This is a genomic window from Lentzea flava (assembly GCF_014648475.1).
In the GTDB taxonomy this organism is placed as follows: domain Bacteria; phylum Actinomycetota; class Actinomycetes; order Mycobacteriales; family Pseudonocardiaceae; genus Lentzea; species Lentzea flava.
The window spans coordinates 1-24,600 of the sequence record NZ_BMRE01000075.1 but is presented as its reverse complement, the minus strand read 5'-3'; the positions used below and the strand labels follow the sequence as shown (position 1 = coordinate 24,600).

At 67.8% G+C, this 24,600-nt stretch carries 17 protein-coding genes, 1 tRNA gene and 4 pseudogenes; 10 read left to right on the top strand and 12 right to left on the bottom strand.

Going from position 1 to position 24,600, the window contains the following annotated elements; genetic code table 11:
* Both IEZ09_RS42025 and IEZ09_RS42020 read right to left on the bottom strand, forming a co-directional pair.
* Entirely contained in the window at positions 1–1,044 is a 1,044-nt protein-coding gene (locus tag IEZ09_RS42025; RefSeq protein WP_189259444.1) for a replication-relaxation family protein, read from the bottom strand.
* Positions 1,045–1,171: 127 nt separating this feature from the next.
* A pseudogene (locus tag IEZ09_RS42020) lies at positions 1,172–3,093 on the bottom strand (type IV secretory system conjugative DNA transfer family protein).
* Positions 3,094–3,656: 563 nt separating this feature from the next.
* Between IEZ09_RS42020 and IEZ09_RS47085 the strand changes: the two are divergent.
* Together IEZ09_RS47085 and IEZ09_RS42010 are read left to right on the top strand one after the other, a co-directional pair.
* On the top strand, positions 3,657–4,154 hold the full coding sequence (locus IEZ09_RS47085; RefSeq protein WP_229813418.1) for a tyrosine-type recombinase/integrase: 498 nt from the start codon (positions 3,657–3,659) through the stop codon (positions 4,152–4,154).
* Entirely contained in the window at positions 4,151–5,149 is a 999-nt protein-coding gene (locus IEZ09_RS42010) for a hypothetical protein (protein ID WP_189259443.1), read from the top strand. Before IEZ09_RS47085 ends, IEZ09_RS42010 begins: the two co-directional genes overlap by 4 nt.
* Here IEZ09_RS42010 and IEZ09_RS42005 read toward each other — a convergent pair.
* The 5 genes and pseudogenes from IEZ09_RS42005 to IEZ09_RS41985 form a co-directional block, all read right to left on the bottom strand.
* Positions 5,100–5,576 (bottom strand): annotated as a pseudogene (locus tag IEZ09_RS42005) (PrgI family protein); the annotation flags it as partial. The gene IEZ09_RS42010 and the pseudogene IEZ09_RS42005 sit on opposite strands and share 50 nt — an antisense overlap.
* The gene (locus IEZ09_RS42000) at positions 5,573–6,322 is read right to left on the bottom strand and encodes a hypothetical protein (RefSeq protein ID WP_189259441.1); all 750 of its coding nucleotides are present in this window, start codon (positions 6,320–6,322) and stop codon (positions 5,573–5,575) included. The gene IEZ09_RS42000 and the pseudogene IEZ09_RS42005, both read right to left, overlap by 4 nt.
* 15 nt (positions 6,323–6,337) lie before the next feature.
* Positions 6,338–7,000: a TrbL/VirB6 family protein gene (locus IEZ09_RS41995; protein ID WP_189259440.1), complete on the bottom strand. Its 663-nt coding sequence runs from the start codon at positions 6,998–7,000 to the stop codon at positions 6,338–6,340.
* Positions 7,001–7,533: 533 nt separating this feature from the next.
* Positions 7,534–8,037, bottom strand: coding sequence for a pilin (locus tag IEZ09_RS41990; RefSeq protein WP_308202461.1), 504 nt, complete (start codon positions 8,035–8,037; stop codon positions 7,534–7,536).
* Positions 8,028–9,005, bottom strand: a complete 978-nt coding sequence (locus IEZ09_RS41985; protein WP_189259439.1) for a hypothetical protein — start codon at positions 9,003–9,005, stop codon at positions 8,028–8,030. Before IEZ09_RS41985 ends, IEZ09_RS41990 begins: the two co-directional genes overlap by 10 nt.
* A gap of 718 nt (positions 9,006–9,723) precedes the next feature.
* Here IEZ09_RS41985 and IEZ09_RS41980 point away from each other — a divergent pair.
* The 4 genes and pseudogenes from IEZ09_RS41980 (at position 9,724) to IEZ09_RS41970 (ending at position 12,085) form a co-directional block, all read left to right on the top strand.
* On the top strand, positions 9,724–10,521 hold the full coding sequence (locus IEZ09_RS41980) for a hypothetical protein (RefSeq protein ID WP_189259438.1): 798 nt from the start codon (positions 9,724–9,726) through the stop codon (positions 10,519–10,521).
* Positions 10,448–10,798 (top strand): annotated as a pseudogene (locus IEZ09_RS47080) (DNA methyltransferase); the annotation flags it as partial. The gene IEZ09_RS41980 and the pseudogene IEZ09_RS47080, both read left to right, overlap by 74 nt.
* Before the next feature lie 169 nt (positions 10,799–10,967).
* Positions 10,968–11,465, top strand: coding sequence for a hypothetical protein (locus tag IEZ09_RS47075; protein WP_229813420.1), 498 nt, complete (start codon positions 10,968–10,970; stop codon positions 11,463–11,465).
* Positions 11,462–12,085, top strand: coding sequence for a recombinase family protein (locus tag IEZ09_RS41970; protein WP_189259436.1), 624 nt, complete (start codon positions 11,462–11,464; stop codon positions 12,083–12,085). Before IEZ09_RS47075 ends, IEZ09_RS41970 begins: the two co-directional genes overlap by 4 nt.
* 350 nt (positions 12,086–12,435) lie before the next feature.
* Here the strand turns inward: IEZ09_RS41970 and IEZ09_RS41965 are convergent, their stop codons facing one another.
* Complete coding sequence (locus IEZ09_RS41965; protein WP_229813417.1) at positions 12,436–12,768, bottom strand: helix-turn-helix domain-containing protein; 333 nt, start codon at positions 12,766–12,768, stop codon at positions 12,436–12,438.
* A gap of 638 nt (positions 12,769–13,406) precedes the next feature.
* On the opposite strand from IEZ09_RS41965, the gene IEZ09_RS41960 reads away from it, so the two are divergent.
* Positions 13,407–13,562 (top strand): hypothetical protein, encoded by a 156-nt coding sequence (locus IEZ09_RS41960; RefSeq protein ID WP_189259435.1) that lies wholly within the window; start codon positions 13,407–13,409, stop codon positions 13,560–13,562.
* Positions 13,559–14,620: pseudogene (locus tag IEZ09_RS48035) on the top strand (recombinase family protein); the annotation flags it as partial. The gene IEZ09_RS41960 and the pseudogene IEZ09_RS48035, both read left to right, overlap by 4 nt.
* 18 nt (positions 14,621–14,638) lie before the next feature.
* On the opposite strand, the gene IEZ09_RS41950 reads toward IEZ09_RS48035, so the two are convergent.
* Complete coding sequence (locus tag IEZ09_RS41950) at positions 14,639–15,253, bottom strand: hypothetical protein (RefSeq protein WP_189259434.1); 615 nt, start codon at positions 15,251–15,253, stop codon at positions 14,639–14,641.
* 157 nt (positions 15,254–15,410) lie between these two features.
* Positions 15,411–15,482, bottom strand: a tRNA-Arg gene (locus tag IEZ09_RS41945).
* Between the two features lie 149 nt (positions 15,483–15,631).
* On the opposite strand from IEZ09_RS41945, the gene IEZ09_RS41940 reads away from it, so the two are divergent.
* Positions 15,632–16,540 carry a cation diffusion facilitator family transporter gene (locus tag IEZ09_RS41940; protein WP_189259433.1) on the top strand — a complete coding sequence of 303 codons (909 nt, stop codon included), beginning with the start codon at positions 15,632–15,634 and terminating at the stop codon, positions 16,538–16,540.
* A 258-nt stretch (positions 16,541–16,798) separates the two neighbouring features.
* Here IEZ09_RS41940 and IEZ09_RS41935 read toward each other — a convergent pair whose 3' ends face one another.
* Positions 16,799–21,028, bottom strand: a complete 4,230-nt coding sequence (locus IEZ09_RS41935) for a GH92 family glycosyl hydrolase (protein WP_189259432.1) — start codon at positions 21,026–21,028, stop codon at positions 16,799–16,801.
* A 151-nt stretch (positions 21,029–21,179) separates the two neighbouring features.
* Between IEZ09_RS41935 and IEZ09_RS41930 the strand changes: the two genes are divergently transcribed.
* The gene (locus tag IEZ09_RS41930; protein ID WP_189259431.1) at positions 21,180–22,349 is read left to right on the top strand and encodes an ROK family transcriptional regulator; all 1,170 of its coding nucleotides are present in this window, start codon (positions 21,180–21,182) and stop codon (positions 22,347–22,349) included.
* Positions 22,350–22,568: 219 nt separating this feature from the next.
* Here the strand turns inward: IEZ09_RS41930 and IEZ09_RS41925 are convergent, their stop codons facing one another.
* Entirely contained in the window at positions 22,569–24,443 is a 1,875-nt protein-coding gene (locus IEZ09_RS41925; protein WP_189259430.1) for an acyl-CoA dehydrogenase family protein, read from the bottom strand.
* Positions 24,444–24,600 lie beyond the last annotated feature (157 nt).

The window sequence follows — 24,600 nt, the reverse complement described above, 5'->3', positions numbered from 1 at the left end:
TCACCTCCCGAAGCGGCTGGCTGGAGTGGATGGCGAAAGCGGGTCCGGCGCGGCGAGTTCCGCGGGTGCGTGTTGGGCTGGGACCGCGGTCGAGTGCGGTGCCGCGCTAGGCGGGTCGAGGTGAGGCCAGAGCTGAGCGAGCTCGGCGAGCCGCAGCCGGCCGGCGCGGCGCGTTGCCGGGCCGGAGATCGGCAGCCACCGGGTGACGGCGGGGTTGCTGTCGTCGGCCACGCCAGCGACGTCCGCTGCGCTGGTGGCCACCGGCACGAGCGCTGGGCGGTCGAGTTGGGACAGTGCGTCGGCGAGCGCCCTGCGGGCAGTCGTTTCGCGGCGGCTGGTGGGCAGCCACACCAGGACGGGTGTAGTGATTCCTGTTGCGGCGGCGAGCTTTTCGTAGCCGGGGAGCTTGCGGCTGAGCTTGCCGAGGTCCTCGGTGCCGAAGTCGAATTCGAGGAAGAACTCGATCTGGTGGCCGTCTTCGCGCCAGCGGCCGTAGGCGTCGGGGCGGACCATGTCGCCGAAGAGTCGGCCACAGCGCAGCTCGGACCACCACGCGGTCAGGCGTCCGCGGGCGCCGGGCCGTCGGCTGAGGGCAACGAGGGTGGTGAAGAAGCCGTTGACGCCTACGGTGTGCGCGAGGCGCAGGGAGTGGGCGATGCCGATGGCGTCTTCGTGGCGGTAGCCGAGTTGCTTGGGGTCGAGGCCGTCCTCGTAGGCGAGCGCGACCGCTCCGGCGATGTCGAGCACGTAGTGCATCGGGGCGGTGCCGGAACTGACGAACGGCTGGAAGCGGTCGACGACGCGCCACTTGAACAGGTCGAGCAGGCGATGGTTGGCCGCGCGCATGGTCGGATAGCAGAGTTCGACGATCTGCTGGGTGGTGAAGACCTTGTGCTCGTGCAGCATCCGTGCCAGCCAGCGGTCCCGGAGGGTGAGCCGTCCGGCGAGTTGGGCGTGGTGTTCCCCGGTGGTGGCTGCCCGTGGCGTGGGGCGCTGGGGCATGTGCCCGCGCAACGCCCGCTGAGGCGTGGGATTGGTGATCATGGGTACGCACCTCCCAGATCTGGGCAGGAGTGAATGGCACGGAAAGACGCATGCGGGCTCATCACAGCCCAGAAAGAGGCGAGAGGGGGTGGGCCCGCATGCGTTGCGTGAGAACGAAACCGACGTGCTAGGCCGCGCGGCGCGGATCCGCAGTGGACTGACCGGCGCGGCCCGATGCGCTGTCTGTGTCGGCGACGGGCGGGCGGGTGTTGACCCTGGCTGCTTTGCGGATTGCCTTGGCGCGTCCGGGAATCGCAGGCGAGAGCTTCTCAGTCACCGCCGTGAACGGAGGTGCTTCCTCGCCACCTAGGACGAGTCGTGCTGCGACGTGGTAGACGCCGAGGTTGGAGAGGTCGTGATCTGAAAGGCGCGGCATCGTGTGGCGGGCCAGTTTCTTCGCGTCCTCCGGTGAGGCGTTGAAAAAGATCTTGCTGCGGGCGTTCGTGCTGATGCCTTCTTCGAGCTCCTTCGGGAGCTGGCCGAGGTATTGATGCGCCAAGGCCATCGAGAGCCTGTAACCGCGGGCCTCGGCGAGCATGTCCTCCAGCGGATACGCGAGATTGAGGAAGTTGTGGCATTCGTCGATGTACAGCCCACGGTCGCGGCGCTGGCGCTGCGGGACGCGAGCTCGGCGAGTCGCGGCCTGCCAGGTGCGTGCCACGACGATCGAGCCGACCAGCCGCGCGGTTTCCATCCCCAGTGCGTCGCGAGCGATGCGCACCAGGCAGATGCCGCCGGTGTTGAGGATCTCGTCCATGTCCACTGTGGACGGACCACCGGCGATGGCGGCGCGGACGAAGGGACGCAGCAGGAAGCCGCGGACCTTGTTCATCAGCGGCGCGATGACCTGCGCTCGGCTGGCTTCGGACAGGTCGTCGTACCAGGACCAGAACCCGCGCAGTACGTCGTCGTCGATCTGGTCGCAGGCCCGTTGCCGGAACGCCGGCACGGTCAGCAGTTTGGGTAGCCGGACCCGGCGGTAGTAGTTGTGCTCGGAGTAGGCCGCGAACGCTGAGGCGATCGCGTGCCCGCGGCCCCGCAGCACCTCCCGCACCGCCTGGATCTCGCCCGAGGTGGCGTCCTGGGAGACGGTGGTGCCACGGCGTAGCGGATGCGAGTCTCGAACTGGTTGGCCCGCAGCTTCTCGACCACGGCGCGGTCCTGGGCGGCGTACTCCAGGCTGGTCTGGCGATCCAATCCCGACGTCCGTGTGCTGGTCGACGGCTTCGGGGTCTTGCCCGGCGTGATGACGTCGAGCAGCCGGCCGACCAGATGGACCGATCCGCCCGCGTGCACCCGCCGGGCTGCTCGTCGGGCTTTGGTCACTCGGTGTCCGGCGACGGGGCGGGCGAGAATCTGTACGCAGGCACGTTCGTGGGGGCCGAGCCCGACCGGTGCGCCGAGCATGGCCCGGATCGGGTCGGCCGGGTGCTCGGTGCGGATCGGCAGTGCCTCCGAGCGCGCCAGCCGCAGCTCGCCGCCGACCGCTTCGACGCGCCGGCCCGCTGCCGCCGTGGTTGGGATCGGCGGCTTGGCGGGCGTGGTGCGGGTGTGCGCGCCGGGCCAGGCGGCCTCGATGGCGCGCTCGATCATGCCGGGCGGCACCAGGCCGGGCACCCACAGCCGGATCTGCACGCCGTCGGTGAACGTCAGCTCGAAGGCCAGATGTGGCTGCCCACCGAACCGGCGCAGCCAGCCGGGCCGCAGCACACCGACCAGGTTGGATCACACGGTGATCGCGCCGGACGGGTCGACCGTGGGTGGCGCCAGCACGGTTACCAGGCGAGCGTCGGTCATCAGGCGCTGGTGGTAGCGGCGGCGCCACCGGCGCCGCGCGATGACCGCGGCGGTGACGGCGACCGCGAGCACCGGCCCGACGATCGGGCCCCACGTCAGCGCGAGGCCGCGCAGGTGCGCCAGCACGTTCTGGAACCCACCGAGCGGGTCACGGAGGTAGTCGCCGACCGGTGAGGCGAGGACTTCCGCGGTTCGCTCGACGCGCGGGGGCGGAGTGGTGGACAGCGGTGTGGTGGTGATTGGCCAGGACATCGGGGACCTCCCAACGCAAAGCGGTCGTCGAGACGGGCGCGGGCTGCGGTCAGGCCGCTCGTGGCTGGTCGTGCCGCACTGAGCTGGGCTCGGCCGTGGGTGGTTCTCGGACCTGGAGCGTTACATGGGCGCTCTCGGAGCGAAGGTCGCTATGCCTTTGGGCAACCCGTGGCGAATCGGGCAGCGTCCCTACGGCAACAGCGCGCTGAGCTCGGCCGCCTCGTGTTTGAAGGGGTTCTACCTGAACCAAGCCGCTGCCGGGGTCAATCCCGAGTTGGCCGAGATGTTGAACCGTCGGCGAATGCCGACGCAGGCCGATCGCGATCGCGCTCTGTTGGGTCATCTGATTCGCGACCTGCCAGCTAATCCGTTGGCACCGAACAGGATTCGACGCCGGCACCCGAATATGCTGCCGGACGGCGCGCGTGCCCTCCTGGAGCCGGTGTTGACGACAGCGCGAGATCGTCTGGTTGTCGACTGGCTCTCGGACGGTGGCATGCGCATCGGTGAGCTGTGTGGGCTTCACCTGGCGGACTTGCACCTGCGGGACAAGGCCACGTGCGGTGAAGTGCCGCACCCCGCACGTGCACGTCTGCCATCGCGAGGGGCTGGTCAACGGCGCCCGCGCGAAGACCAAGCATCCGTGGACGCTGGAAGACGGAGTGATACGCGGAGGACTGATCAAGCGAGTGAGTCCCGCGATGATCCATTCCTACTTCGACTACGTCATGACCGAATACCCCCCCCGCCAGGCCAGCCACGGGGTGCTGCTGGTGCAGCTGCACGGTTCCGGCCGCGGACTGCCCTGGGCTCCCGAGGGGGCGCGCAAGATGCTCCGACGGGCCGGCGCTCGCGCGGGACTGGGTGTGATCCGACCACATGCGTTCCGTCACTCCTTCGCTACGGCGGTTCTGGACGCGTCCGACGGCAACTTGGTGATCACCCGAGACGCGGGTGGGTGGGCCTCCACCGAGGTGGTCGACGAGATCTACGCTCATGTCGACATCCATGACCCCGCCTTCGACCTGGCGCTGCGCAAGGCGTGGGGTGAGCAGGCGTGACCGACACGACCACGTCGCCGCGAGTAGCCGGGCACACCGACCGGCGCGGCATGCGGGACCGCCTGGAGCTGTTGACCGCGTTGTTGAACGGCCCGACCGTCGAGGCGTTCTATCGCGAGGACGTCATCCGCTATCCCGACGACCACCGGGTCTTCGCCTGGCGCTGCTCGGTGGCCTCCTGTGACTCGCCGCGCACGGGACGCAAAGACATGTGCCACCAGCACATCGAGGAGTGGGCGCGACTCAAGGTCAACGGTGGCAGCCGGTTCGAGTTCGCCCGCACAGCGAGCCCGTCGGTCTCGACGCTGGCACTCGAACAGAGGGTGTGCCGGATCTGCCTGCACCGACCGGCAAGCCCGCACAGCAAGGACCTGTGCGAACGGCACAACAATCGGTGGATGGCCGCTCAGAGGGAGGGCTGGACGAAAGCAGGCTTTGACCGTTGGGCGGCAGGGGAAGCAGCCTTTCCGTCCTACGGGCAGTGCCAGGTGACGGTCTGCACGGCGTTCGCAGCCAACCCTGTCGGACTGTGTCCGGCGCACCACGACTCCTACAACCGTGCTCGCCAACCAGGAGCCGCGATCCTGCCGCGAGGCTGGGATCGTCTGGAGAGGACGGGAAAACACGTCGATGTCCTCTATGCCGACAAGGCGCAGTTCCGTCGATGGTGTGCGAACGCGGCAGCGATCCACCGGCCCGGCCAGACAGACCTGCGTGGACTGCCGCCGCTGGTCGCGGCGGAGATCCGGTACGGCCTGTTCGCCCACACCCAGCGCGAGACCCACACAATCTGGGATCTGCGGTGGGTCCACTTCATCGTGCACGCGGCCCGCCAGAGCGGCATCAGGTCCTTGTTGACCGACGACATCGAGGCGAGCATCCACGGCTGCGAAATGGTGCTGCGCGAGATCCGCCGCGAACTGCAGCTCGTCTACTTCACCCCGGCGTCGAGCAGACCGCGACCACGGCGACGCCGTCCTTGCCAAGGTCAATGACGCCCGTCGTGCTGACCGCCTCGGCGGGCAGTCGCAACGCGGTCGGCGAGACCGATGCGGCAGCCCCCAGGCCACCGCGGTTCGTGCCGTTGATGGCGTGGGTGGTGAGCCACTCCGGGGCGGGCTGAATCCCTTCCGGTGCGGCCACGCGGTGCTTCGGGCTCAGCTGCAGGCGCAGCGCCGCGAGGGCCAGTTGGTCCAGCGACAGCCCGTCACGCTGTCCGAGGGCGAGCACCGCGGCCGATGCGCCAACCGGAATCGCGATGACCAGAAACACGGGCAGCGGAACGAACGACCGCGTGGCGAGGTATGCGCCGTACAGCACCAGCCCCACGACGGCGAGGATGGCCAACTGACGCGCCGTGAGGTTGCCCAGCACGCGGTCCTCACGATCGACGTCGGCGGGAATCCGGACAGGTTGGCTCATGGCCGCCCACCTCTTTCGGATGTGTCGTTACCTGGTGCGGGCGGCCGCGACGGCGCCTGGAACTGCACGGGTGCCGGGGTGTGGGAGCGAGTTCGTCGACCGTGGCTGCCGAGGTCGGGCACGGCTTGCCGGAATACCGTCGGCGCTGGCGTGCCGGTGGCTCGCATCGGCGCCACTTGTGGCGTGGCGGCGGCTGGACGGAACTGCAACTCGGCGGGCACGGCCGCGGTGCGCAGCCGAGGCGGTGGAGTCGCCGCGCTGCGGGCTGCGGGCTTGGCCGGCCGGAACACCGGCGCGCTGGGACGGCCGATCGGTCGCGGCAGCGGTTCGGCCCGGCCGGAGACGGGAGTTGGTGGGCGGAACTCCGGTTCCACCGTGCTGCCCGTCGAGTTCCAGTTGGCGATGTCGTGCGTGGGCGTCTGGGGCGCGGCCTGCTGGAAGCGCGCGTGCTGCTGACCGGACACTGTGCTGCGGTGTGCGAGTTCGCGGGCACGCTGCTGCTGAAGTCGGCGCGCGATCGCCTCGGGGGTGTAGATGCCGCCGACGCCGCCCCACTCCCGGATCGGCGCGGGCCACCGCGGTTCAGGCACTGATCGGCCACCAGTGCCACGGGACGTGGTCGCCGCAGCGGTGCGCATGGCGAGGCGTCGCCCACCGAGCAGGCCCATGGTCTTACCGAAGACGAACGCATATGCCAGCCCGCCCAGGAACGAGCGGCGCCCGCCACCGATCCGAACTTGGTGCATCACCCAGGTCGGGATCTACACGAGGATCCACACCAACGCGATGAGGACGATGAGATTGATGAACCCGTCCGTGCTGGGCATGCCGAAGAACGTGAAACCGCCCGGCTGCAGGAAGACCTTCAGCGCGCAGATCAGCGCCAGGCTCTCTCCGATCTGGATGCCGAGCACACCAGCACCGGCACGCCAGAACCACTCCGCGACGCCTTCGGTCTGCGGCAGACCGTGACACATCAGCGCCAGTGGTGCGCCGGCCAACAGGAGCACCGTGAGAGCGACTCGCACGACGTAGCCGATGAGCAACCCGACCAGTAGGACGGTCAGCACCAGCGACAGGAACCCGGCCAGCATCCCGCCGTCGACCAGAGACCTCGCCACCATGCTGACGAACAGCTCGGCTATCGCCTGGCCGGAGGTCTGCGGATCGAGGCTGTCGCCGAGCACCGCGACCGACGCGGCGTTGGCGAAGCGGATGGTCTGGTCGTCGAGAAACAGGCTCAGGTTCGCGGCCAGAAAACCGATGACGACGCGGGGCGCGATCTCCCGGATCGAGTACCGGGACTGCACGCTCCCATGGCTCATCACGACAATCCCGGCGACGAGGACGAGCAGCGAGTAGACGGCCACCATGAACAGCCGGGACTGCTCCCAGATCTCACCGATCCGCGGGAGCTGATCCAACGTCGGTGTGGATAGCAACGTGCTGCCGACGAAGCGCAACAGCCTGTTGAGCGACTCGCCTACGAGGCGGTTGATGAACGCGTTGATCCCGTCGCCGACGCATGCAGTCGGGTTGGTGAAACCACATTCCCCACTGGACGATCCGGTCGAAGGGACAGTCGGGAGAGGCGCCGTCGGCGGCGTTGACGGCTGGGTGGTCGGTTGGGGCAGACAACCCGGCGGGAGTGGCTGGCCGGACTGCGGTGGTGGGCACACCAGGGACGTGGTTGGCGTTGGTGTGCGCGTCGTACTCGGCTGGCACGGCGCGGGAGGCTGGGGACCTGAGCACGGGTCGACCGGCGTCGACGGCGTCGGCGCGCTCGGCACGGTCGGTTGCGCCGACGCGGTCAGCGTGAAGGCGCAGCCAAGGACGACCAGCAGACCGGCAAGCAACATCCACACCGCACGCTGCCGACGCCGACCGAACCGCGTCGCGGTCCGCCGATCGGCCACGGCCGATGCAGCCCGCGACGCAGGGCTTGTGCCCGTCATCGCTAGGCCCCCACGAATCCTTTGAGGACCTCGATGACGAGGGGCGTCAGCAGCGCGCCCAGGTAGCCCCAGCACGCTGACCGGAACGCCGTCTTCGCCTTCTCGATCTCGCCGGGATCCCCGGCCCCGGTCATCCGTCGCACGAACGCGATGGACAGAAACACCGTCGCGAGGGCAGCCAGGATGCCCATGATCCAGTTGCGGATGTTGGTCAGCACCTGGTCGACAGACGCGACCAGTGCCACCGTGTGGACGGTCTCGGCCTGCGCGGAAGACGCCGTCAGCAGGAACGCGACAACCAGCACATGGCTGGACAACAGGAGAAGCCGCGACCGGCCTGCACGGTCACCGCGACCATCAGGCATCGGAGTGGTGTCGAGCGACGTGGTCGTGGGCTCGGTGACTGCGGTCGGCGTCGTGGCCGTCGTCGGTGAGATCGAGCGGCAGCTGGTTCGGTGCGCGTCTGGCCGGTCGGCCACCTTGGCCGTGAGGGAGTTCAGGCGCATGGGGTCACCTCCGAAGGTCGGGCTGAGTGCGGGTGTGTCCCGCAGCCCTGAACTCCGGATTTCGCGTCCGTTTTGGACACGCGCCCCTGAACTTTCTCCGCCGATTCGATGCCAGCGACGGACACGGAAAGTGACGTCCGTGGCATGCCGCAGCCGGACGTGATCGGGCGCGCCAGGGCCAACGCGGTGGCCACCTGGTCGGTCAGCGAGTCGGTCGGATCGGTGTCGGCGGCGCCATCGCGCAGGTACGCGGCGAGCCGGAGCTCGGCGCGTTTGCGCGTCTTGTAGACCGCCCACTCGCCGAGCTGATGCTGCGCGGCCCAGTCCGCGACCGGCACCTCGTCCAACCGGGTCGCACCGATCAACGCTGCCTCGGTCTGGGTCAGGACTCCGTCTGCGACCGCGCGAGCCAGGACGAGATCCGGATGACCCCACGGCGCGTGCGGCGGGGTCGAACGGAAGCCTGGCGCGACCGGAGTCGGACCCGACAACGCCTCGGTGAGCGCGTCGTAGCCGGACCGGTATGCGGCCCACCGCAGCCGAAGCATGATCCGCGGCGGTCGCAGGTCGATGGTCGACAGCGCCGTCAGGAAGCCACGCAGAACCTCGGCATGAACATCGGCTGGATCGCCCGCGAAGCGGTCGGACAGCATGGCCGCGACGGTGGTCAACGCGGGCAGCGCGACCCCGACCGCGGCGACCGTCCAGGTCGCTCCTTCGGTACGGGAGCGCAGCACCAGATGCGCCCACACCGCGTCTCTCGTCGACTGCGGACACCGGCGCGCCAGCAGCCGGTCGCGCACCTCGTCCAGCGCGATGTACCGGTCAGGGAGACCCGGAAAGAGCCTCCCGCTCAGCGACACCGGGTGCGGCCCGGCCACCAGCCAGGTAAAGGTGTCTCGCGCAATATCCAGCGAGTTCGGGGTGGTGTCATCGCCGCGGTGGCGGAAAACGGATTGTGTTGCCATGACGTTTCTCCTGAAGCGTTGATGCGGACAACAACGTCAGGAAGCCACACTGGATACCACGGGGATACCACGCCACTACTAGATCCCAACTAGAAAAGGCCCCAAGGGCTACTACGTCACTACTATTTCGGTCCGCATGGACAGCTTGCCAAGATCGACGAGGTGATCGTTGCGGCCAGCAACGACGCCATGTCCTAGTAGCTGCTGATCTGTTGTTATATGTGGGTGCTAGTAGCGGTCTAGTAGTCCAGGCGCAGTGCGGGCGCTCTCCGCACAAGATCTACTGTGAGCTGCCGGAAAAATCTTGAATAAAATCTGGCCGCGACGGGCTCACGGTACGGCCCTGCAGAGGCAGGCGTCTGCGAAGTTCAGGCGGTCCGTGTTTGCGATCGGTGAACATCTACATCGTCGCCACGGTGTGGATGTCGCCGAGAACAGAGTTCAAAGAAGTGTGTCGGGCATGTCCAAAATCGGGTCGAAAAACGGAGTTAAGGGGCGTTAGAACACGCAGCATCGACCCGCCAGAGGAGACCTGCGATGCCCCCGACACACGACGCCGACTCCACGGGAGATCAGTCCCAAGAGCAGGACTCGACCGAAACGCCGACCGTGCCGATCGCGCTGCCGCGGAAACGGCGAACCGCCCGCAGGCGGCGCTTGCACCTCACCCTGCGCCACCCCCCGTCACAGCACTGTCTGGCCGTGCGCTCAAGACGAGTTGCGCGAAGGCACCGGGCTGATCGCCCACTGGCTACTGACCGCGGTCATCAAGATCGTCACCACCTACACCCAACCCGGCCAGCGGGTACTGCTGCTCGACCCCGCACCGTTCTCCGCTGCCGCCCCGGCGTCGGTCACTGGGGTCCCCGGCCGGTCTCACCGCAGCCACTATGTCGGCCTGCTCGAAGCCGGCTGGACCGTGGTCCGACTCGGCCGCAGCGTGCAGACCCAAGCTGCCGTCGCGCACCCCGACCGCATCGACGACACCGCCGCCGACACACCCTCCAAGTCGGAGTCCGCATCCGGACTACCTGCCATCGGTCCGTCCACCGACCACTCCGTCGAGCCGTCATCCGACCATCGCCACGGACCGGACCCGGAGGCAACCGAACGCCAGCCGGACCGCTTCGACCTCATCATCACCGCGGCCGAGCCGCACACCCTGGACTCGCTCCGCCCGACGGACTGGGCCGGTCTGCTCACCCCGACCGGCACCCTCGCTGTCATCACCCACGGTGACCGTTCCACCGGTCTGCTGAACGACCCTGCCGGGCCACTCGTGCGCTCCGCACGTCACGCCGGCCTCCGCTACACCGACCGCATCGCCCTGCTCCGCGTGCCCGTACGCCACAGCGCGTTGATCGTCGCGAGTCTGGCCGTGCGCGCCCACTCGCAGAGCTCCGCGGGGCTGGCGACGGCCGCCGTGCGGCACAGCCAGGTGCATGGCGACCTTATTGTCCTTACCCGCCACTCCTTGCCCGCAGCCGCCGACGGCGAGGAGACCTCCGACGCCTGACCGTCCCACGTCGCTGTGGCCGTTGCCCTCGCCGCCGGGGGAGGAGCCGCCGAACCCGCCGCTGTCGGTCTGGCCGACCGGCCAGCGTGACCTCGCGACACAACTGCGCGACGCCGACTGTGTACGCGGCACCGACACCGACGCCGACCTGATCCCGCCTGCGATCGCCGCCCACGCGATCGCCACCTACAGCCGCCCCGGCGACCTCGTCCTGGACCCGGACTGCGGGGCCGGCACCGTCCTGGTGGAGGCGCTGCATGTCAGTCGCCACGCGCTCGGTCTGACCACCAGCTCCCGGTGTTGGACGCTCGCCCGCGCCAACATCACCGCTGCCAAGGCCGCGGCCGCCTGGCGTGACCGGGTCCGTACTCGACGCCCGACCGAAGGTGCTGGCGACCATTCGCGCCGCAGGACTCGTCGGTCGAGTCGGACTCGTCCTGACCGCCTTGCGCACCGCGACCGACGACTCGGCTGGGCCCGCGACCGGTCCGGACCGCGACTCCAGCGCGGCCATCGACGAACTCGCCGCGACGCTGGCCTACTGCGAGCCACTGCTGCGGTCCGGCGGGCACCTCGTCGTCGTTGCCCGACCGCGCCGACACCCGGATGGCTCCCTTGTCGATCTGACCACTCCGCTGATCGCCGCCGGCACCGCTGCCGGACTGGCCCCTGCCGATAGATGCATCGCGCTCACCGCAGGACTGCGCGGCAACCGACTCGTCACCCGCGCCTCGCTCGCCGACCGGCGCGCCACCGTTCGAGCCAGCGCCGGCGGAGCGCCCGTCGCGCTCACCGCGCACCACGAGGTGCTTGTGTTCCAGCTCGTCCACGACGCCGAACTCGCTGCAGCGGCAGCCGACACCCCCTTGTCGACCGAACACGAGACCGCCACCCGATCTGCCGTCAACGGCGTCGACTACCCCGGCTCGAGGCGAGCGGCATGACCACCCGCCTGTACTGCCGCGAGTGCGGCTGGCACCCCACGTTCCGACGCAAGCGCACGGCACTCCGCGCCGCGGCCCGTCACCACTGCGCCGGCACACCGGTGGCCGAGACCAGCCGACCCTGGTGGGCACAGCTGTGGACAACCTTGTGGACAACTCGGCCGGAAGGCGCCCACGAGACGGTTGACGACCCAGCCGATGGCTCGACCGGCGCCGACGAGCTGCGCGATGCGCACGGCAATCGCATCCGATGGGCTGTGCTCGCCGCGCACCACGCCGAGACCACACGCCGGTCCCGCCAGGCCATGGTCGAACTCGTCCGCGCCGGCTACCAGATCGGACGACCGCCCTACGGCTACCGCGCCTTGCGCATCCGAGTCACCGACCCGACCGGGCACAGCAAGCTACGTGCGGTTCTGGTCCCGGACTGGCAGACCGCCGCGGTCGTCAGACAGATCTTCAGCTGGCGCGCCGACAACGGCCTGAAGTTCGCTGCCATCGCCAGGCGACTCAACAGTGACCTGCGCCAGTACCCGGCTCCGGCGTCGACCGGGCAGTGGACCGCCAAAGCGGTCCGGCGCATCGTCACCAATGTCAAGTACACCGGACGCCAGGTCTAGGCACGCACCGCCGCCGGCCGCCCGGCACCAGTAGAGCAGTGGGTCACATCGGCACCGAAGGTGCACGAGCCACTGGTCGATGAACGCACCTTCCGCGGGGCGCAGCGAGGTCCTGCCGAACCCTCGACGGGCGTAGTCGACTCGGACGATGGCCGGCCGAGTGCGGCATGACCAGCCACCGCTGGAACTTCACCGTGGTGATGTTGTTCGTCGGCTACGCGGCCACGATCGCCCGAGCGAACTGGGCCTCAACGCTCGGGCCGGCGGTTGCTGTAGCGGGCTTGCAGACTCCTGCCGGAGTGTTCATCGCGGTGCTCGCGTTCACCGTCCGGGAAACCGCAATGGCGGCATCACATCTCGCTGCGCGACTTGGCGTCGTCCGGTTCGGCCAGCGAGACGTCACGTGGTGTGTCGATCCCGAACAGTTCGTTCGGCGTGCACTGCAACGCTGTACAGAGCGCCTGGAGCGTTGCCATCTTCACCTGGACCGGCTGCTTCTTGACCAGGTCGGAAACCGACTGCAGGGAGATCTCGAACCCGACGCGCTGAACGAGGAGCTCGCGGAGTTCTGTTGCGGACCAGATGTCGCGGCTGGCCATGACCTTCCGCAGCCGCCACTCGATCTGCACCTGCTGCCATCCCCTGTTCGTCGCGCGCCGGCGCTCGGTATCGCCTTCACCCACCGCCCAGTGTCCCTGACGGCTGCAGCGCATGAGTCGCCGCATGTCCGGCGTGTTCGAGGGACGACGCGCCTGGTCAGGTGTTAGTTGAGTAGATCAAGTTAAATCCCTTCAACTAAGGTGATACCTTAGTTGGCGAACGGAAGGGCCCGCCTGGCGGCGCCGAATGGAGTCGAGATGAACCGAGTTGCAGACTCATGCCTTGCCGGTACGCGTTTGGCCTTCTGGGGTTACACCAACTGTCCGGACGCTGGTGCCGCTGTGGACCTGGCACGACAGCTGCGTCGGTGCGAGGGTGCTCTCAACGACGGCGTCACCATCACCCGGTTCTTCTACGAAATGCCGGTAGCCGTTGACGGCCGAGTAGCTCAGGCCGTCTGCGAAGCCGGTGGCCCTTCACGCTGCGACCGCGGTTGGGATGCGCTGGCGGCCGCGCTGTCCGATGTCGACCGCGGCTTCGAGGGGATCGTTTGCGCGAGCTTCGATCGCATCGGTCGCGCCGCCAGTCGATTCCGTTCGAGGGAACAGCTCGTCACAGCTCACGGGGGTCGTGCTGCTTGCCGCTGACGGACCAACCCTCGAACTCGGATTCGCGCCTGCCTCGGAGATCGTGACCTTCTGCCGGGCGGCGTGGTGCACCAGTGGATGACGCACGCGACCGGCGGGACAAGGGGTCCGGGCACTTCAGCCCGGATGAGGTGCCCGAGATGTTCTTCGAGATCCGGCTCGCCGACGGCGCCGAGGCGGAACAGCTCCGATTGGAACAAGCACGAGTGCTGCGGGAGGTGATCGAGTGAGTGGCCCGGAAGCGCTCCGAGAATGGGCAGGACCGCGCCGCATAGACCGCGCGCATCCGCTCTCAGGTCCTGCGGCACACGCGGAGCCCTCGTTCATCCGGGTGGCGTTCGTCGCGCGGACCTCGACCTACGATCAGCAGGATCCGACCTTGTCGATCCCGCGGCAGCTGCGGTCGTGCCACAGCGTGCTGCCGGACAACGCCGTCATCGTCGCGCACTTCTACGACATCGAATCCGGCCGCAAGGATCTGTCCGATCGCGGACGTGGCAATGCGCACGAGCTGTTCCAGATCCCGGTTCCTCGGGACGGCGGCATCCAGAATCTCCTTGACGAGGCGGTCCGGCCAGACCGGCGATTCGACGTCGTCATCTGTGAGGACATCTCCCGTGTGAGCCGCCGGTCATACACCTCCACGGAGATCGAGCACCGGTTGGAGTCGGCCGGCGTCATGCTGATCTGCGCCGACGAGCCGTTCCGTCTCGACGCCAAGGGGCGCCGCGCCAAGACCTCCACCCAGGTCCTGACGCGCAGGGTCAAGCAGGGCGTGGCCGAGTGGTACGTCATCGAGATGCTCGGCAAGGCGTGGGACGGCTTCGAGACCCACACCGAGCAGGGCTACAACGTGGGCAAGCCTTGCTACGGCTACCTTGCGAAGAAGATCCCGCACCCCGTGCCCGCCAAGCGGGCGAAGGGACTCAAGAAGACGCGGCTCGAAGTCCACCCCGTGGAAGGTCCGGTCGTTCGCAAGTCGTTCGGCTGGAGGGTCGCCGAACGGCTCGGCTACCAGGCCATCGCCGACCGGCTCAACGAGGACCTCGTCACCAACCCGCCGCCGACCCCGGTCCACCCGGACAACGCCGTCGGCCTGTGGACCTACTCGAACGTCCGCGACATGCTGACCAACCCGAAGCACACCGGGCACATGGTGTGGAACCGCCGGGCTCGGAAGGGCGGCGGCAAGAACCGGATGAACCCGGTTTCGGAATGGGTCTGGTCGCCCGAGCCGACCCACGAGGCGAACATCGATCTGGAGACCTTCGTCCAGGCCCAGCAGATCGCGGAACAACGTGAGCGGTCACGTACCGCGAGCAAGAGCCGCGATCCGCAGGCCAAGCGGACCTACAGGCTGCGCAGCTATATCTTCTGCGTGCTCTGCAAGCGTCGTCTCTACGGCAAGACGAAGCATCAGCATGCCTATTACGTCTGTGCGCCAAAAAAGGCATGGGTCCCAGAGGGGCACCCTGCCTCGACCTACTGGGTCAGGGAGCAGAGCATGCTGGACGGGCTCACCGCCTTCCTCGCTGCCCAGGTCTTCGGTCCGTACCGGCGCCAACTGCTGACCGCTAGCCTCCGGGAACTCGACGAGAACGGGCAGAAGGACCGCAAAACCAAGATCACCGCTCTGCGTCGAGCGATCACCGAGGCGGAGACCAAGAGGAAGAACCTCGTCCGCAACCTGGAGCTGACCGACGTCGACCAAGACTTCGTTCGAGACGTCAACGAGCGGCGGGCGGAGCTTCAAAGCGAGATTGAGGGGCTGCGGGCTCAGTTGGCCAAGGCGGAGGACGAGGTGCAGCACGCGCCCAATCCGGGCCTGCTCTACTTCCTGCCCATCTCGCCGATCGAGCTGGCTGAACTGCCTGACGAGCTCTCGCGGAAGCTGTTCGAGGCCCTCCGACTGGAGATCCACTACGACTACGTGTCCCGCAGCGCCACCTGCCGTGTGACGCTCCTAGGCGACACGATCGAGGCCGTCTCGAAGACCACTCAAGAGGCGGTCGTAATCCCGTTCCCAAAGCAGAAAGGTCCCGCCATGGATGATCTCCACGGCGGGACCGTCTGTGTAGTGCCCCCGGCAGGATTCGAACCTGCGCACCCGCCTCCGGAGGGCGGTGCTCTATCCCCTGAGCTACGGGGGCGCTACCAACACCGAAGATCCTAGCGCACTCGCGCGACCGGGTTTCACACCTACCCCCACCAACCGATCCAACGTGGTGTCAGTCACCTTCCCTGTGTGAGGGAATAAGCACGGATTGCACTCATGCGCATATCGCTATATGTTCCTGGCATGGGTCACGGGCACGGGCACGGATCGGCGTCAGCGAGCGGGCAGCACGCCGGCAAGCTGTGGGTCGCGTTCGGCATCGGCGCGGTGTTCATGGTGGTCGAGTTCGTCGTCGGGTTCGCGACGTCGTCTCTGGCGCTGATCTCGGATGCCGCGCACATGCTCACGGACGTGCTGGGTGTCGGCATGGCGCTGGCCGCGATCCTCGTGGCCAAGCGGGCCAAGGCTGGCGAGAACCGGACGTTCGGGTTCTACCGGGCCGAGGTGCTCGCGGCGCTCGCCAACGCGGTTCTGCTGTTCGGAATTGCCGGGTACGTGATTTTCGAGGCTGTCGGGCGGTTCCAGGATCCGCCTGCGGTGCCGGGGTGGCCTGTGCTCATCGCCGCGGCGCTGGGGCTGGTGGCCAACCTCGTCAGCTTCAGCGTCCTCAAGGAGGGCGCCAAGGACAGCATCAACGTCAAGGGTGCGTACCTGGAGGTGCTCGCGGACCTCGTCGGGTCGGTGGGCGTGTTGATCTCGGCCGTCGTCATGTTGACCACGGGCTGGAAGTACGCGGACCCGATCATGGGTGTGCTGATCGGTGTGTGGGTGCTGCCGCGGACGTACGGGCTGGCCAAGAACGCGCTGCACATCCTGTTCCAGCACGCGCCAGAGCGGCTCGACGTCACCGAGATGCAGGCCGCCCTCACCAGGATTCCCGGGGTCACCGAGGCGCACGACCTGCACGTGTGGACGCTCACGAGCGGCATGGAGGTGGCTTCTGCGCACCTCACCACCGCCAAGGACGCTGATCACGCGACCGTGCTCAAGGCGGCGCAGGTGTTGCTGGCGACCAAGTACCACATCGAGCACGCGACGTTGCAGGTCGAGGGTGGCTCGTCAGCGCAGCGGTGCCGGGAGCTTTCGTGGTGAGGCTGGGAGATCGCGGAATCCGTCCTTAGTGGACGCGGCGCCGGTTCGTGACGGAACTGGGGTTCGCGGTTGTGGCACGGCCACCCAGACGCGGCCTCTTTCGAACGGCACCACAACAGCCTCCCGCGTCACTGCCGATGAATGGTCACGATCTCATCGAAGTATGTCCGAACGGGATAGATCCGTTCAGGTGAACGAGAAAAGCCGCGCTCCGTGACGGAACGCGGCCTTTCTGGCTCAAACGAGGTCAGTTGCTCGCTACAGAGCAGTGCACTGTCCTGCCTTCGGACCCTTCACTTCGTTCGGGAAGCCGTTGTTCGACGGCTCCGGGTTGTTGCTCGTGCAGGACAACGGGCCGCCGACGGTCGAGAAGGCCAGCACCGACCTGGTCTTGTTCGACGTCAGTGACACAGGGCCACCGATCGAGCTGTTCTCGAGCGCGACCTCAGTGGTCGTGGCGTGCGCCGTGACCGGGCCGCCGACCTTCACACCGACCAGCACCACGGAGGCCGCGTCCGTCGCCGACAGCGGGCCCTTGATCTCGCCGCCGAACATCAGCAGCGTGGCACCGCGGGTGACCGTGACGGGGCCGTTCACCACGGCACCGTCCACACAGGTCACGCCCTTGACCTCCAGGCCTCCGGCGACCGTGCCGGTCACCGTCGAGGTGCAGGGGAGCGGCTTCGACATCAGCTCGAACTCCGCCAGCGCGACGTCCTCGGAGAACTCCAGGCGGTAGAAGTTGTAGCGGCCCGGCGACGCGATCTTGAACGACCGGGTGTACTGCTGCCACTGGAAGTTCTCGCCGGAGCGTTTGTCGACCGTCGCCCACGTCTTGCCGTCGTAGGAGGCCTTGAGCTCCCACGAGGACGGGGACTTGCCCGACTTCGCGTTGGTCAGCGTGTAGAACTCCGCCTTCTCCTTGGCGTCGGCCGCCTTGAAGTCGAACGAGCGGACCACAGCGGAGGTCGTGGAGTTGTTGTCCACCAAGGCTCCGGCGGAGACGCCGGACGAGACGTCGCGCAGCGGCGTCGGCACCGCGTTGCCCGTGGTGATCGAGTCCGGCACGTCGCCGGCGCCCGTGCCCCACGCGGACGGTGCCGGGCCCATGTCGAAGTCGATCGTGGCGCCGGCCGCGAGCAGGTCGTGCGGCAGCGACGTCTTGTTCCACGCCTTGCCGTTGACCTTCACGCCCTGCACGTAGATGTTCTTCGCGCTGTTCTTGGGTGCGTTGATCACCAGCTTCTTGCCGTTCTCCAGCGACACGGTGGCCTTGGTGAACAGCGGCGAGCCGATCGCGTAGGCCGGCTTGCCCATCTGCAGCGGGTAGAAGCCCAGCGCCGAGAACAGGTACCACGCCGACATCTCGCCGTTGTCCTCGTCACCGGCGTAGCCCTGGCCCTGCTGGGAGCCGACGTACAGGCGCGACAGGATCTCGCGCACCTTCTCCTGGGTGCCCGACGGCTTGCCCGCGTAGTTGTACATGTAGGCGATGTGGTGCGACGGCTGGTTGGAGTGGCCGTACTGGCCCATCCGGACGTCCCGCGCCTCGACCATCTCGTGGATCACGCCGTTGTAGCCGCCGGGGAACTTCGCGGTCTCTGGCAGCGTGAAGAACTGGTCGAGCTTGGCGGCCAGCTTGTCCCGCCCGCCGTACAGGTTCGCGAGGCCCTGTCCGTCGTGCGGCACCGTGAACGCCATGTTCCAGCCGTTCGTCTCGGTGTAGTCGTAGCGCCAGTCCTGCGGGTTGTACTTCGCCGGGTCCTCGACGCGCCACGAGCCGTCGACGTTGCGGCCCTGGAAGAAGCCGATCCGCTTGTCGAACGTCAGCACGTAGTTCTGGGCGCGGTTGAGGAAGTACTCGTGCTCTTCCAGGTACCGCTTCTCGCCCGTCTTCTCGTGCAGCGCCTTCGCCATCGACGCGATGCCGAAGTCGTTGAGGTAGCCCTCGATCGCCCACGACCAGGCCTCGTGCTCCATCTGGTCGTGGCCGGTCCAGCCGAGGAAGATCGACCGGTCCATGCCCTTGCGGCCGACCGCACTGTTCGGCGGCAGCACCGACGCGTTCTTGATCGCGGCGTCGTAGGCGGCCTTGATGTCGAAGTTGCCGACGCCCTTCAGGTACGCGTCCGCGAACGCCACGTCGGAGCTCGTGCCGGTCATCAGGTCCGCGTAACCGGGGGAGGACCAGCGCGACACCCAGCCGCCCTCGCGGTACTGCTCCACGAAGCCGTCGGCCATCTCGCCTGCCTTGGACGGGGTGAAGAGGCTGTAGGCGGGCCACGTCGTGCGGTAGGTGTCCCAGAACCCGTTGTTGACGTAGATCTTGCCGTCCACGATCTTCGCGCCGGTCCTCGTCGGCGTGTTCTCACCGGCAGGTGGCGACACCGGGGACGCGTACTGCAGCTTGTCGCCGACCTTCTCGAAGCCGGAGTTCGGGTAGAGGTAGAGCCGGTACATGTTGGAGTACAGCGTGATCAGCTGTTCCTCGGACGCGCCCTCGACGGAGATGATGCCGAGGATCTTGTCCCACGCGGCCTGCGCGCGGTCGCGCACGGCGTCGAAGGAGTCCGCCGGCTTGATCTCCTGGTCCAGGTTCGACTTCGCCTGGTCGACCGAGATCAACGAGGTGGCGATCCGCAGCTCGACGGTCTTGTCAGCGAACGAGAAGTAGCCGCCGACGTTGTCGCGGCCGAACCCGGAGAGCTTGCCGCTCGCCGTCACCGGCCTGTCGACCTTGCCGTAGACGAACAACCGGGTCGTGCCCGCGGACCCGATCCGCACGTCGGAGAAGCCCGTGACGACACCGTTCGCCGCGTCCAGCGTGAGGCCACCGGAGTTGTTGACGTTGTCGAACACCAGGTTCTTCTGCGCACCATCGGTGAACGTGAAGCGGAAAACCGCCGCGTGGTCGGTCGGCGCGATCTCGGTCTTCATGCCGTTCTCGAAGGTGACGCCGTAGTAGTGCGCCTTCGCGATCTCGTTGTCGTGCTTGAACGGCAGCGCCCGCAGCGCGCGGTCCTGGGTCGGCGCCTTGTCCGACGGCATCACCTGGAACGTCTGCCGGTCGCCCATCCACGGGCTCGGCTCGTGCGACGCGGTGAACGCCTGCAGCGTCGTGAGGTTCTGCGCGTTGTTGCGCTGCTGGTACTCGTACAGCCAGCTGGCCGAGCCCGCGTTGGTCATCGGCGTCCAGAAGTTGAAGCCGTGCGGCACCGCGGTCGCCGGGAAGTTGTTGCCCCGCGAGAACGAGCCGTTCGAGTTCGTGCCGCGCGTGGTCAGCACGTAGTCGGAAGGCTTCGCGTACTGCTTCTTCACGACGTCGCCGATACGGATGTCGTCGTACCAGGCACCGAACTCCGTCGGGCCCTTGGGGCCGTCGTAGGCGACCAGGATCCGCTTGATCGTCTTGCCGGCCGCGACGGCGCCGATCGTGGACGCCACCTTGTTCCACTGGTTGGCGTAGAGGAACTTGCCGGCGCCCTGACCCTGCGGCGACAGCACCGCGCCGTGCTGGTCGACCGCCTTGAGGGCGCTCAGGTACGTGCCGTCGGAGAACGCGAGGTCCACCGACGAGTACGTGCTCGGGTAGTTCAGGTTGTCGTTCACCCAGTCGGGGAAGATCATGTACGACAACTCGGTCTGCGGTTCGACCTTGATGTCGACGTCGAAGACCTTGTTGTAGCTGTAGGCCCGGCCCTCGGTCGTGTGCTTGCCCTGGGTGCGGAATGCCTGCAGGCCCGTCCAGCCGACGCGCGCCTTGGCCGTGTAGCCGCCCACAGGACCGCTGCCGACGAGGCTGCGCATGTTCGGGGACGGCGGGGTGGTGGAGCCGTCGGAGAGCTCGACCTCGGCGATCTGCACGATGTTCGCGCCGTGGTTCGCCGTGATGTCGAGCTTGTAGTGCAGGTACGACGCCGGCGAGGCGATGTCGTAGACCTTGGTCTGGAACCGCTCGGGGAAGTTCTCGCCGGTGCGGGTGTCGAGGACGGTCCAGTTCGTGCCGTCGTTCGAGCCCTGCAGAGTCCAGTCCCTCGGGTCGCGCTCCGCTGCGTCGTTCGCCGACGAGAGCGAGTACTTCTTGATCGTCTGTGCGCCGTGCTTGGAGAAGTCGAACGTCACCCAGCCCGTGGGTGCGAAGACCAGCCACTTGGTGCTCAGGCTGCCGTCGACGAGCTCGGCCTTGCCTTCGCCCGCGCCCGCGTTCTCCCCGTTGACCGCCAGCACCGCGTGCTCGGCGACGTTGCCGGGCAGTCCCGTGCCGCTCGACCCGATCACGCCGGCCGCCTTCGGCTTGCCCGCGGCGTCGGTCTCGACCGTGCTGATCCACGACGGTTGCGGTTGACCGTCCTCAAAGGACGACGAAAAGCCCACGCCTGACTCCTCTGGTGCCGCGGCCGCGTTGCCGCTGGTGACGCCGCACACCAGTGTCGCAGTGATCGCAACGCTCAACAGAGTTGTTGTTCGTCTTTTCCCCAGTTGCCTCATTGCAACCCTTCCGCCGCCTTGCCTGCCCCGTTCGCGAGGGAGCGTTTCTGCACGTGACATCGTTGTCAAGAGATCGGACGGAAACTGTCTTCGAACCTGTCCTCTCAACAGTTGCGCGCGTGGTCCACGGGTCAAGATCTAGACTCGCTCGGTGACCGACCGCAAGCCGCCAGAGGTGGGTACACCAGCGGGCATGCGCGTGCTCAACCAACGCGCGGTGCTCGATCGGTTGCGCCGTCTGGGTGCCGCCACCCGGCCTCAGATCGCGAAGGACACGGGGCTGTCCAAGCCGACTGTCGGACAGGCGCTGGTCGATCTCGAACGCCACAACCTCGTGCGCCCGATCGGTCGCACGACAGCGGGTCCCGGCCGTTCCGCGGTGGTCTACGAACCGAATCCGGCCGCCGGGCACGTGCTGGGCGTCGACATCGGTCGCGAGCGGATCCGGGCGGCCGTGGCGGATCTGGGCGGCTCGGTGGTGGCCCGCGTGGACGAGCGAAACCGCAGCCGGTCGGCTTCGGCGCTGGTGCGCACGGTGACCGACCTGGCGTCGCGCACGGTGGCCGACGCTGGGATCGCTCTCACGGACGTCGTGGTGAAGGTGATCGGCAGTCCCGGTGTGATCGACCAGCGCTCGCGCGTCGTGCGGCACGCGCCCAACCTGCCCGGCTGGGAGTCGGCGGGCGTGCTCGACGGGCTGGAGTCGTCGCTCGGGCCGGCGGTGGTCGTGGAGAACGACGCGAACCTGGCGGCGCTGGGGGAGCACGTCTACGGGGCCGCCAAGGACGCTCGCGTCTTCGCGTGCGTGACCGTGGGCACGGGTGTGGGCATGGGGATCTGCGTCGACGGCAGGTTGTTCCGCGGTGCGCACGGGGCCGCGGGAGAGGTCGGGTTCCTGCCGTTCGGCAGGTCCGCTTCGGCTGTCCAACGTGGACAGTTCGAGGAGGCCACGGCGGCGGAGTCCGTTGTGGCGCTGGCGCGGGAGAGCGGACTGACGGCGCGATCGGCCCGTGAGGTGTTCGCTGCCGCGCGCTCCGGTGATGCCAGGGCCCTCGAAGCGGTGCGCGTCGAGGCGGAACGGCTGGCGTTCCTCGTCGCCTCGGTCACCGCGGTGATCGACCCCGAACTGGTCGTTCTGGGCGGTGGCGTCGGGTCGAACGCCGACCTGCTGCTCGCGCCGATGGAGGCTTCGCTGCGCACGATGACGCCGCTCGCGCCCCGGATCGTGGCGGGCTCGCTCGGTGACGGCGCGGTGCTCTCCGGAGCCATCGCGATGGGCCTCGAAGCCGCCCGTGAATTGGCCTTTGAAGTTACTCTCTGAGAGTAGTTGAGTGACCCTCACCTGGTAGTTCACTCAATTGTCGTAACTGTTAACGGCGTTTTGTGGCTTAGCGTTACCGACACCTCCACCTGGAGGGTGTTGTGTCCTTCCGTTGCAAGGGGAGTCGGTAGGGGGATGCGGGGGACGTAGCCCCCTACCGGCCGTGCACTGGGCAGGTGCCGCGCCCGCACCATCAGCCTGCCCAGTGCAGTAACGGGTTCAGCGCGGTGTGGGCCGGTGGACGTTCGCCACCGTCGACGCGCGGTGCGTGGAGTCCGCGATCCACCGACCGGGGATGGACGCGTCGAGCACGCCCTCCTCCAGCCACGTGTAGTTGCCGTCGAGGACCTGCCTCGCCAGCACCTGGTCGCTGTCGTCGGTGTTCTTCCACAGCCTCTCGAACAGCTCGTCCACCCGGATCCGCGCCTGCCTGGCGAACGCGTCCGCGAGCGCCTGGGCGTTGGGGTTCTTGTCCTGAGCGGCCCGCACGCACGCGGCGCTGATCGCGAACAGCTCGGCGCCGATGTCCACGATCCGGCTGAGGAACCGCTGCTTGCGCTCCATCTTCCCCTGCCACCGCGACATGGCGTAGAACGTCTGCCGCGCCAGCTTGCGCGCCGACCGCTCGACGAACCGCAGGTGCTTCGCGAGCGGCCCGAACTCCGTGTACCCGGCCGGACTCTGGCCCTTGCCGACGACGAGCGTGGGCAGCCACTTGGCGTAGAACCCGCCGGCCTTCGCCGCAGCCTTCATCTTCGCCTGGCGGTCGGCGTCGGGGTCGATGATGTCCCCGGCGACGGACAGGTGGGCGTCGACGGCCTCGCGCGCGATCAGCAGGTGCATGATCTCCGTGGAGCCCTCGAAGATGCGGTTGATGCGGAGGTCGCGCAGGACCTGCTCGGCAGCGATGCCGCGTTCCCCGCGCGCCGCCTGCGACTCCGCCGTCTCGTAGCCGCGGCCGCCGCGGATCTGGACGAGCTCGTCGGCGACCAGCCACGCCTTCTCGGACGCGTAGAGCTTGGCGAGCGCGGCCTCGATGCGGATGTCGTGACTGCCGGCGTCGGCCAGCTCGGAACTGAGGTCCAGCACCGCCTCCAGCGCGTACGCCGTAGCCGCGATGTAGGCGATCTTGCCCGCGATCGCCTCGTGCTTGCCGACCGGCAGCCCCCACTGGGTGCGCGCGGTGCTCCACTCGCGCGCGATCTTCAGGCACCACTTGGCACTGCCCGCGCAGAGTGCCGGGAGGCTCAGCCGGCCGGTGTTGAGGGTGGCCAGGGCGATCTTGAGGCCCGCGCCCTCCTTGCCGATGAGGTTCTTCTTGGGCACGCGCACGTTGTGGAACCGCGTCACGCCGTTCTCCAGGCCCCGCAGACCCATGAACGCGTTGCGGTTCTCCACCGTGATGCCCTCGGCGTCCGCCTCGACGACGAACGCGGAGATGCCGCGATCGGGCACCAGGGCCATGACGACGAGAAGGTCGGCCACGACACCGTTGGTGGTCCACAGCTTCACGCCGTTGAGGACGTAGTCGTCGCCGTCGAGCGTCGCGATGGTGCCGAGGCGGGCGGGGTCGCTGCCCACGTCCGGTTCGGTGAGGAGGAACGCCGTGATCTCGCCCTTCGCACACCGCGGCAGGAACTCGGCTTTCTGCTCCGGGCTGCCGAACATCGCGATGGGCTGGGGTACGCCGATGGACTGGTGGGCGGACAGCATGGCGCCGATGGCGGGGCTGGCGCTGCCGACCAGCATCAGTGCTTTGTTGTAGTAGACCTGGGTCAGGCCGATGCCGCCGTACTCCGGCTTGATCTTCATGCCGAACGCGCCGAGGTCCTTGAGGCCCTTCAGCACGTCGTCGGGGATCTGGGCGTCCCGCTCGATGACCCTGTTGTCGATGTGGGACTCGGTGAACTTGCGGAGCTTCTCCAGGAAAGCCTCGCCGCGCTCGCGGTCCTCGGCCGTGCCACTCGGATGCGGGTGGATGAGGTCGATGCGGAAGTGACCGAGGAAGAGCTCCTTGCCGAAGCTCGGTCGCTGCCAGCGGGTTTCCCGTGCTTGTTCGGCGACCTGCCTGGCCGCGCGCTCGTCGACGGTCATGGTTACCTCCGAGTAGGGGTGTGACCCACGTTACTCAGCGGTAAGCGGATGTCCACCAGTCCGGAGGGTGAAAGCGATGAAGGGCTCCTTCATCCACGTGAGGTGTGAACCGCTCCCCGGAAGTTGGACTGGTAATCCAGTTCCGGCTCTCGGGGAG

What these genes read in the sequence shown, in the direction of transcription:
- IEZ09_RS42025 (WP_189259444.1), bottom strand. Translation starts at nt 1,044, where the DNA reads ATGATCACCAATCCCACGCCTCAGCGGGCGTTGCGCGGGCACATGCCC.
- IEZ09_RS42000 (WP_189259441.1), bottom strand. Translation starts at nt 6,322, where the DNA reads ATGCACCAAGTTCGGATCGGTGGCGGGCGCCGCTCGTTCCTGGGCGGG.
- IEZ09_RS41990 (WP_308202461.1), bottom strand. Translation starts at nt 8,037, where the DNA reads ATGCGCCTGAACTCCCTCACGGCCAAGGTGGCCGACCGGCCAGACGCG.
- IEZ09_RS41985 (WP_189259439.1), bottom strand. Translation starts at nt 9,005, where the DNA reads ATGGCAACACAATCCGTTTTCCGCCACCGCGGCGATGACACCACCCCG.
- IEZ09_RS41970 (WP_189259436.1), top strand. Translation starts at nt 11,462, where the DNA reads ATGACCACCCGCCTGTACTGCCGCGAGTGCGGCTGGCACCCCACGTTC.
- IEZ09_RS41940 (WP_189259433.1), top strand. Translation starts at nt 15,632, where the DNA reads ATGGGTCACGGGCACGGGCACGGATCGGCGTCAGCGAGCGGGCAGCAC.
- IEZ09_RS41935 (WP_189259432.1), bottom strand. Translation starts at nt 21,028, where the DNA reads ATGAGGCAACTGGGGAAAAGACGAACAACAACTCTGTTGAGCGTTGCG.
- IEZ09_RS41925 (WP_189259430.1), bottom strand. Translation starts at nt 24,443, where the DNA reads ATGACCGTCGACGAGCGCGCGGCCAGGCAGGTCGCCGAACAAGCACGG.